Origin of the sequence: Caballeronia grimmiae (assembly GCF_000698555.1) — a bacterium.
Lineage (GTDB): Bacteria > Pseudomonadota > Gammaproteobacteria > Burkholderiales > Burkholderiaceae > Caballeronia > Caballeronia grimmiae.
Genome location: NZ_JFHE01000082.1, coordinates 1 through 7,545, shown reverse-complemented (window position 1 = coordinate 7,545; position 7,545 = coordinate 1). Strand labels below are relative to the sequence as shown.

10 protein-coding genes are annotated in these 7,545 nt (G+C 64.2%); 5 read left to right on the top strand and 5 right to left on the bottom strand.

Annotation, left to right across the window (positions count from 1 at the left end):
- Both BG57_RS30330 and BG57_RS30325 read right to left on the bottom strand, forming a co-directional pair.
- Window positions 1-668, bottom strand: a 668-nt coding sequence (locus tag BG57_RS30330) for a serine O-acetyltransferase (protein WP_420912097.1), incomplete at its 3' end; no start/stop codon positions are given.
- A 173-nt stretch (window positions 669-841) separates the two neighbouring features.
- Window positions 842-1,075, bottom strand: coding sequence for a hypothetical protein (locus BG57_RS30325; protein ID WP_035970900.1), 234 nt, complete (start codon window positions 1,073-1,075; stop codon window positions 842-844).
- 260 nt (window positions 1,076-1,335) lie between these two features.
- On the opposite strand from BG57_RS30325, the gene BG57_RS30320 reads away from it, so the two are divergent.
- Complete coding sequence (locus tag BG57_RS30320; protein WP_035970905.1) at window positions 1,336-1,926, top strand: DUF3005 domain-containing protein; 591 nt, start codon at window positions 1,336-1,338, stop codon at window positions 1,924-1,926.
- A gap of 50 nt (window positions 1,927-1,976) precedes the next feature.
- On the opposite strand, the gene BG57_RS33455 is transcribed toward BG57_RS30320, so the two are convergent.
- Window positions 1,977-2,135, bottom strand: a complete 159-nt coding sequence (locus tag BG57_RS33455) for a hypothetical protein (RefSeq protein ID WP_167569282.1) — start codon at window positions 2,133-2,135, stop codon at window positions 1,977-1,979.
- Between the two features lie 171 nt (window positions 2,136-2,306).
- Between BG57_RS33455 and BG57_RS30310 the strand changes: the two genes are divergently transcribed.
- From BG57_RS30310 to BG57_RS30295, 4 genes are all read left to right on the top strand, one after another.
- Complete coding sequence (locus tag BG57_RS30310) at window positions 2,307-2,780, top strand: hypothetical protein (protein ID WP_035970896.1); 474 nt, start codon at window positions 2,307-2,309, stop codon at window positions 2,778-2,780.
- Between the two features lie 86 nt (window positions 2,781-2,866).
- On the top strand, window positions 2,867-3,466 hold the full coding sequence (locus BG57_RS30305) for a short chain dehydrogenase (protein ID WP_035970894.1): 600 nt from the start codon (window positions 2,867-2,869) through the stop codon (window positions 3,464-3,466).
- A 2-nt stretch (window positions 3,467-3,468) separates the two neighbouring features.
- Window positions 3,469-3,909 (top strand): GNAT family N-acetyltransferase, encoded by a 441-nt coding sequence (locus tag BG57_RS30300; RefSeq protein ID WP_035970892.1) that lies wholly within the window; start codon window positions 3,469-3,471, stop codon window positions 3,907-3,909.
- A gap of 210 nt (window positions 3,910-4,119) precedes the next feature.
- The gene (locus tag BG57_RS30295) at window positions 4,120-5,358 is read left to right on the top strand and encodes an MFS transporter (protein ID WP_035970903.1); all 1,239 of its coding nucleotides are present in this window, start codon (window positions 4,120-4,122) and stop codon (window positions 5,356-5,358) included.
- Between the two features lie 44 nt (window positions 5,359-5,402).
- On the opposite strand, the gene BG57_RS30290 is transcribed toward BG57_RS30295, so the two are convergent.
- Both BG57_RS30290 and BG57_RS30285 read right to left on the bottom strand, forming a co-directional pair.
- A complete protein-coding gene (locus tag BG57_RS30290) occupies window positions 5,403-6,332 on the bottom strand; it encodes an SMP-30/gluconolactonase/LRE family protein (RefSeq protein ID WP_035970890.1) in 930 nt (309 codons plus the stop codon).
- A 95-nt stretch (window positions 6,333-6,427) separates the two neighbouring features.
- The coding region (locus BG57_RS30285) for an aldehyde dehydrogenase (NADP(+)) (protein ID WP_035970889.1) at window positions 6,428-7,545 on the bottom strand (1,118 nt) is incomplete at its 5' end.

Sequence of the window (7,545 nt, the reverse complement as noted above, 5' to 3'; positions counted from 1 at the left end):
ATCACCACGCCCGTGCCGTGATCGATGAAAAAGCTCGGGCCGATCGTCGCGCCGGGGTGAATGTCGATGCCAGTCAACGAATGCGCGATCTCGTTGATGAAGCGCGCGAGCAGGGGCACGCCGAGCTTGTGCAACGCATGCGCGAGACGATGATGCGTCATGGCCCACACGCCCGGATAGCACAGCAGGATCTCGGTAATGTGCTGGGCGGCGGGATCGCCCGTGAAAGCGGCCTTGATGTCCGAGACGAGCAGCGCACGGATTGCCGGCAATTGGGCGCCGAATTCGCGTGCGATGCCGAATGCAAGCGTGTTCAGCTGGGAATCGTTGGTGTCGCGATATTCGGGCAGAAAGCGCAATGCGCGGCGAATCTGCTCATGCAACAGGCGCAGCGTGTTTTCGAGCGTCTGCCCTACGTAGTAATCGACGCTTTCGTCAGTCAGATCCGGCGCGCCGTAATGCGTCGGAAAGAGTGCGGAGCGCAGACCATTGACGATTTTAAGAATGGCGTCGCGCGACGGCAATTCGCGTATGCCAAGCGGATGCCGCGTGCGATGCAGTTCCTCGCGCGACTCACGCAGTTCCGCGACGATGCGCGACAGGCCCCATTCGCGCGAGTCCTGAAGCGGCGCGTCGTTGAGGGAGTCAGGCGCGATGTCGCGTGGCATGGAAGTTCTGACCGAAGGCGTGTTCTGCATATCGACAACAAAAAAATGTAAACGGCGACCGTGACACGCACGGCGGAATTACCTCAAGCGTACCCGGTTTCGACTGGCCTTGCGTCAGCGCGGCCCGGAGTTGGCGCTTTCGCACGCAACTCTGTCGATTCGACGCCGCTTGCTTACACCGTGACATGGCTTGCATCGATCCAGCGCACGGCCCAGTCGCGTGCGTGCGCGATCGCGTCGTCCTCGCTCGGGAAGCGCAATTCAGCGGGGAAAAAGCGGTTCGCGACGAGTTCGCCATCGCTCGAACGCGAGATGACGACATACGGTTGATAGCTTCCGTCCGCCGTCCGGGCGGGCGCGCAGTTGAGTAGATAGCCTCGATGGAAAAAGGCTGCATCGTGTTGCATGAGTCACCCGTCCTAAAGTGCCCTGCTCTCTCGAATGGCGTTGCCTGAAGTCGGGCAGCGTCGCGCGTGTTGCGCCCTATTGCGCTTTGCTGCGGACAAGCTACAAATAATACTGGTAGTAAAACCCCTGAGTGGCGAAAAAAATCCGCGAAATTTTTATCGTCGATGGAGCGCCCATCGTGCAAGGCTTCCGGTTGCGTCGTCAGAAATCCGGAACGGCTCTTGCAGCATCGTCACTCATGCCACTGCAGGAGGTCATCGTGAACAACGCTGAAGCTAACGAACCGCAAGACAAGCAGAGCGATCGCGCGGCGCGCAGCCCGATCAAGACGCCTGCGACCGAAACCGCGCACGTCAGCATGGACGATGCAAGGAAGGCCGAGGCCGGCCGCGAAGCGCATGCCGGCGCGGGCGCGATGGAAGACACGGCCGCGCCGAACCAGGCGCAAAGCCGTCATCCGCGCGGTATCGATGTCCTCAACGACGAGACACTCGACGACACCGTTGATGCCGATGGCAAGAACATTCATGCGAAACGGGAAGCGGAGATGCGCGCACGCGAGCCGGATTCGGTGATCTCATCGAACGCGACGCTCGTCAATTTCGTTCCCGAACCGGGTGACGGACTCGGCGGCTTCGACAGCCGCCCCGCGCGCAATGGCCTTGCGCTGGCGCTGGAGCGCGGTTGCCGGATGATCGATCGCGGCATGGTCACGCCGGCGCTGCCGGAAGTCGAAGCGCAGCAGCGCTTCGAAGCACGCGATGCGCGCGGCCACACGTTGCGCGGCCGCAAGCACTACGCGTTGAACCACCTGCGGCCATCACGTCTCATTGAAATAGAGCGTTCGTGATGGCGTGCAGACAGGCCGCGCACGACGCGCGGCCTGTCCGCGGAGCGGCTTTACTCGTCCTTCTTCTTGTCTGCCTCGTCGTCGGTCTCGATGCGCGTCACGCCGCCGGTCGCGGGCGGATCGCTCGCCGGAAACGTGTCTTCTACCGCCTTATCGACGATCTCTTCATCGCGCTCCGAATGGGGATTCTGTTCCTTGGTGTTGCTCATTGTCGGCTCCTTTGTCGTGGGCTCGCCGAGGCGAGCCGTGGGTGTCTTCATGCAATTCAGCAACGTTCATTCCACACGGGTGAAAGCAGGCACACCGATTGCGCAAGAGCTTGGCCGCAAAGAAGATTCGGATGACAGCCGCATCAATCGAACGAGAAGAGGAAGGGAAACATGAGCACGAGTCAGGCATACGACGATTACAACGCCACTGACGAAACTGCCGACACCGCCGCGCCGCCGCCACTGGAAACGCGCGCCGCCGCGCCAGCGCGATCGTCGGCCGAACAACGCTTCAAGACCGCGCTCGCGTGTCTCGGCACGGCTTACGCCCTCTCATGGGCCGAGCTGGGCCTCTCGCTCGCGCTGGGCTTTCCCGGCGATGCGTCGAGCCATCCGGTGGCGGCGTCCATCGTGTCGCGCGTGCTCGTCGGCCTGCTTTACCTGTGCGTCGCGTCGCGGTTGCAATGGGCGCGCTGGGTGACGGTTGCGCTCGGGTTCGCGTCGGTCGGGCTCGTGGCTCCGACGCTCGCGATGCAGTGGCACGTGTTTCCCAGCGCCGCTGTGCTTTCCGGCGCGATGCTGGCGTGCCGGCTCGCGGCGTCGCTCTACCTGCTTTCGCCGATGCCGCCGCGCAAGGCCGCATAAGCAAAAGCTCCGCGGCTTTTCATCGTGCAGTGGCGCGTGCACAATGCGTTGCGAATCCTCAACCGCAACGCATAGCGAGGCTGCTCATGAAAATTGCCGTTATCGGTGCGACCGGCACGGTCGGCCGGGCCGTTTGCGCCGAATTGCAGGCGCGTCACGAAATCATCGACATCGGCGCGACGCGCGGGACACATCGCGTCGATCTGCTCGATGTCGACAGCATCAAGCGTCTTTTCGACACGATTGGCCACGTCGATGCGATCGTCGCCACGGCGGGACACGTCCATTTCGGCGAACTCGTGAAGATGACGCCCGCGCAATTTCGCGTCGGCCTTGACGACAAGCTGATGGGCCAGGTCAATCTCGTCCTCACGGCGCGCGATTATCTGAACGATGGCGGTTCGTTCACGCTGACGAGCGGCATCGTCGGCGCGGAGCCGATCCGGCTGGGCGCGAGCGCGGCGGCGGTCAACGGCGCGATCGAAGGCTTCGTGCGCGGCGCGGCGATCGAGTTGCCGCGCGGCTTGCGCATCAACGCGGTCAGTCCGACGGTGCTCACGGAAGCAATGGAAAGCTATGGCCCTTACTTTCGCGGGTTCGAATCAGCGAGCGGCGCGCGCGTGGCGCTTGCATATAGCCGCAGTGTCGAAGGCGCCGAGACGGGGCGTATCTATCAGGTTCACTAAGCATGCAAAACGACGCCATGCGATGGACGCGCGACGATTATCGCGTGACCACCGATATCGACACCTTTGATTTCGATGTCGTTCACCGTTATCTGAGCGAAGTGGCGTATTGGTCGCCGGGGATAGCGCGCGAGACGGTCGAGCGCGCTGCGCGGCATTCGCTCGCGTTCGGACTGTTCCAGGGCGAACGGCAGATTGGCTATGCGCGCGTCATTACCGATACCGCGACCTTTGCCTATCTCGCCGATGTATTCGTCTTGCCTGAGCATCAGGGCGCCGGACTCGGCACCTGGATGATCGAATGCATCATGGCGCATCCCGGCTTGCAAGGACTCCGCCGAATGATGCTGGTCACGCTGGATGCGCACGGCGTTTATGCGCGGTTTGGCTTCCAAGCGCCCAAGCATCCGGAGCGGATCATGGAAAAAATCAGCCGCTCCTGACGCCTCGCGCGTTGCTGGGCGTACATTGCCGCGATTGTTCGGCTGCCCTGGATTGTCAATTCGACGCGCCGCCCTTTTTCCTCGCCGCCCGTCCTTCTACAGTGTGTCCTTCGCCGCGACGGCCGTTCAGTGTTGAACGTGCCGCGCGTCAGCTTTGCGACTGCCGAACGCGAGGCCACGGCTTCGCCGGCACTTTCCGGTTTTCATTCTATGCATATCGACTCGCCTTCCGTCTCCCGGGCACCGGACGACGTTTCCACCACGCTACGCCAGTGGCTTGCCGTGCTCGCGGTCGCAGTCAGTGCGTTCGCATTCGTGACGGCGGAATTCCTGCCGGTCGGACTGCTGCCGCAGATTGCTCGCGACCTGGGCGTCAGTCCGGGCATCGCGGGCCTGATGGTGACGACGCCCGGCGTCATGGCCGCGATCTTCGCACCGACGCTCATCATCGGCGCGGGACGCATGGATCGCCGGAATGTGTTCCTGCTGCTCACCGCTGTCCTTTTCGTTTCGAACGTGGTGTGCGCGATGGCCCCCGGCTTCGCGATGATGCTCGTCGGACGCGCGATGCTCGGCGCGGCGCTCGGCGGCTTCTGGACGCTCGCGACGGCGGCGGCGCCTCGCCTCGTGCAGGGCAAGGACGCAGCGAAGGCGACGGCGATCATCCTGACGGGCGTCACGTTCGCGACGGTCATCGGCGTGCCGCTCGGCATCTTCATCGCGTCGTTTGCGTCGTGGCGGCTTTCGTTTGCCGCGACTGCGGGCCTCGTCGCCGTCGCGCTGCTGGCGCAGGCGCTGCTGGTGCCGAGGCTGCCGTCCGCGTCCGGCCTGCGCATCCACGACTTCAAGGCGCTGCTGGCAAGGCCGCATGCGCGCCTCAGCATGGTGATGGTGGCGTTCGCATTCGGCGCGCACTTCTCGACTTACACGTACATTGCGCCCTTGCTGGAACAGGACTTCTCGCTGAACGCGATCACCTTGCTGCTGCTCGGCTTCGGCGTGATCGGCTTCTTCTCGAATGCGCTGATGTCGGCGATCGTCGCGAAGCACCTCGTCAAGTCCGTGGCCGTGATGATTCTGCTGCTGCTCGGCGCGATCGTATCGATGCTGCTCTTCGGGCATTCGCACATCGGCGAAACAGCGGCCATGCTGATCTGGGGCGTCGCGTTCGGCGCGCTGCCGCTGTGCTTCAGCGTGTGGATTCAGCGCGGCACGGCGGACTATCCCGAAGCCGGCTCGGCCATGTTCGTCAGCATCATTCAGGTGGCGATCGCGATGGGCTCGGCAGTGGGCGGCGCAATCGTCGACCGCGCGGGCGTGGAAACCGACTTCATGCTCGGCGCGGGACTCGCCGTGCTCGGCCTGCTGACCTTGCAACGCGTGACGGCGCTGGGACGTTCGGGCATGGCGCGCGCCGCGAAGGGTCCGTGCGAGCCGTCGCTCGACTGAGGCTTTGCGGCGCGTGACCGAAGACGTGAGACGTCAGGTCTGCTTCAGCATCCCTGCGTATTCACGTACAGCGAATACAGGCCGTGGCTCGCCGCCATGAACAAGCGGTTGCGATGCCGGCCACCGAAACACACGTTCGCGCATCGTTCCGGCAGATCGATATGCCCGATCGCCTCGCCTTGCGGCGTGAACACGCGCACGCCGTCGAGTTCCACATCGCCCATGCCCCAGCCGCACCACAAATTGCCGTGGATATCGACGCGAAAGCCATCGGGCGTGCCGGGACCGGCGTCGATCAGAAGGCGCGGCTCACCGAGCGACCGGCCGCCGTTCAGCACATCGAACGCGAAAATCTTGCGCGGCGTCGAGCGCGATTCGACGACATACAGCACGGATTCATCCGGCGAGAACGCGAGTCCGTTCGGGCCGACGAAGCCGTCGATCATCTTCGTGATCTCGCCGCTCTGTCCATCGACGCGATACACGCATGGCCTCAGTTGCGGCTCCTGTTTCTCGCCCTCGTAGTAGCCGTCGATACCGAACACGGGATCGCTGAACCAGATCGAACCATCCGACTTCACGACGACATCGTTCGGCGAATTGAGCGGCTTGCCTTCGAAGCGATCCGCGAGCACGGTCACGGAGCCGTCGTACTCGGTGCGCGTCACGCGCCGCGTCAGATGCTCGCAAGTGACGAGCCGCCCCTGACGATCGCGCGTATTGCCGTTTGCGTTGTTGGACGGCTTGCGGAACACGCCGACCTGCCCGCTTTCTTCATCCCATCGCAGGATGCGATTGTTCGGGATGTCGCTCCACAGCACGTAGCGGCCATCGCCGAACCACACCGGCCCCTCCGACCAGCGCGCGCCCTGATAGAGGCATTCGACCGACGCTGAAGCGATGCGCAGCGCGTTGAAGCGCGGATCGAGTACGCGGATGGCGGGGTCGGGATAGCGGCGGTCGGATGGAGGCATCGAGTGGTCCTTTTTAGAATGCAAAGCCATTGAAGGCGACGGCGCGCCGAAAGCGCGCGGTTCTTACGCGGAACTGTGTGGCGACTAACGCGGCTTCAATTCGCCCCCAGTTCCCCATCGCGCAGCCGCCACAGATTGAGCGGATTCTCGTCCGCCAGCGCCTGCGGCAAGAGCGGCGCGGGCAAGTCCTGATAGCAAACCGGCCGCAGGAACCGCTCGATCGCCATCGCGCCGACGGATGTGGACCGTCCATCGGACGTCGCGGGGAACGGGCCGCCATGCACCATCGCATACGCCACCTCGACGCCCGTCGGGAAGCCGTTCGCCAGAATCCGCCCTACCTTGCGCTCCAGCACCGGCATCAGACGCCGCGCGAGGTCGATGTCGTCGTTGTCCATCAGAAGCGTCGCGGTCAACTGGCCTTCGAGCTGACGCGCGACCGCGATCATCTCGTCCTCGTTCGGGCAGACAACGATCACGGACGTCGGGCCGAAGATTTCATCGGCAAGCTGCGGCGTCGCGAGAAACTGCTCCGCGCTCACCCGATACAGCGCCGGCAGCGCGCCGCTCGCCATCTCGCTCTCCTTTCCCGTCGCGATACGCTGCGCGCCGGACGCATCGCGATGCGCGATGCCGTCCGCATACGCCGCCGCCATGCCCGCGGTGAGCATCGTCTGCGCTTCCTTCTTTTCGAGCGCGGCCATCGCATCGTCGATGAAGTCTTCCAGCTTCGAATCCGCCAGCGCGAACAGGAGGCCGGGATTCGTGCAGAACTGGCCGACGCCCAGCGCGACCGAATCGATATAGCCGGCCGCGAGCGCATCGCCGCGCGTGGCGAGCGCGCCGGGCAGCGCGAAGACCGGATTCACGCTGCTCATTTCGGCATAGACCGGAATCGGCACGCTTCGCCTGGCGGCGATCTCGACGAGCGCGAGACCGCCACGCCGCGAGCCGGTGAAGCCGACCGCCGCGATGGCCGGATGCGCGACGAGCGCCTCGCCAATTGCGTTCCCCGCGCCGACGAGCAACGAAAACACGCCTTCGGGCAAGCCGCTGTCGGCGACCGCCTTCTGCACCGCGCGGCCCACGAGTTCGGACGTGCCGAGATGCGCCGGATGCGATTTCGCGACGACCGGACATCCCGCCGCGAGCGCCGCCGTCGTGTCGCCGCCCGCAACCGAAAACGCCAGCGGGAAGTTGCTCGCGCCGAACA